Genomic DNA, 493 nt, shown 5'->3' with positions numbered 1-493 from the left:
CCGTCTGCGGGCAGACCTGCTGCCGGGATCAGCGGCAGTACGACGACTTCTGCCGCACGCTGTTCTGCCCGGAGGCGGTCCTGTTCTGCCAGCAGCAGAGGCTGTGCCACGGCCCGGCCGGCGTCCGTCAGCTCCACTGCCAGCTGCAGGTTCGGATCGCGCAGGGTACGCAGCCAGCCGGCATCCTCCAGACGACGGCAGGAGGCGCGCAGGTTTGGCCCGTAGACCGGGGCTTCCCCGCTTCGCACCAGCACCCGTTCCAGCTCCCGCGTCAGCACGGGGCCTGGCCGTTTTTCATCAAGGGCAGCCAGCACAATCAGCACTCTCCGCTGCAGTGGCGACGGTCGGCGGCTCTGGGTCATTACCTGTCATCCTCCGGCCAGATGAGCTTTCTGAGGCGCTGAAAGTCGGCGTCAATGAGCTCCTGTCTCTTTATGGCATTCATTGAGGCATAGCCATTTATGGCCAGTTCATGCCAGAAGATCAGCACGGC

Annotated in this window: 1 protein-coding gene; it reads right to left on the bottom strand. The window is 64.5% G+C overall.

From position 1 onward, the window contains the following. On the bottom strand, positions 1-362 hold a 362-nt coding region (locus K0039_RS25030), incomplete at its 3' end, for a hypothetical protein (RefSeq protein WP_500303710.1). Positions 363-493: the final 131 nt, after the last annotated feature.

The organism is Terrisporobacter mayombei (assembly GCF_020748465.1).
Classification (GTDB): domain Bacteria; phylum Bacillota; class Clostridia; order Peptostreptococcales; family Peptostreptococcaceae; genus Terrisporobacter; species Terrisporobacter mayombei.
Note: the sequence above shows the minus strand (reverse complement) of the source record. Positions and strands in the feature narration are given on the sequence as shown.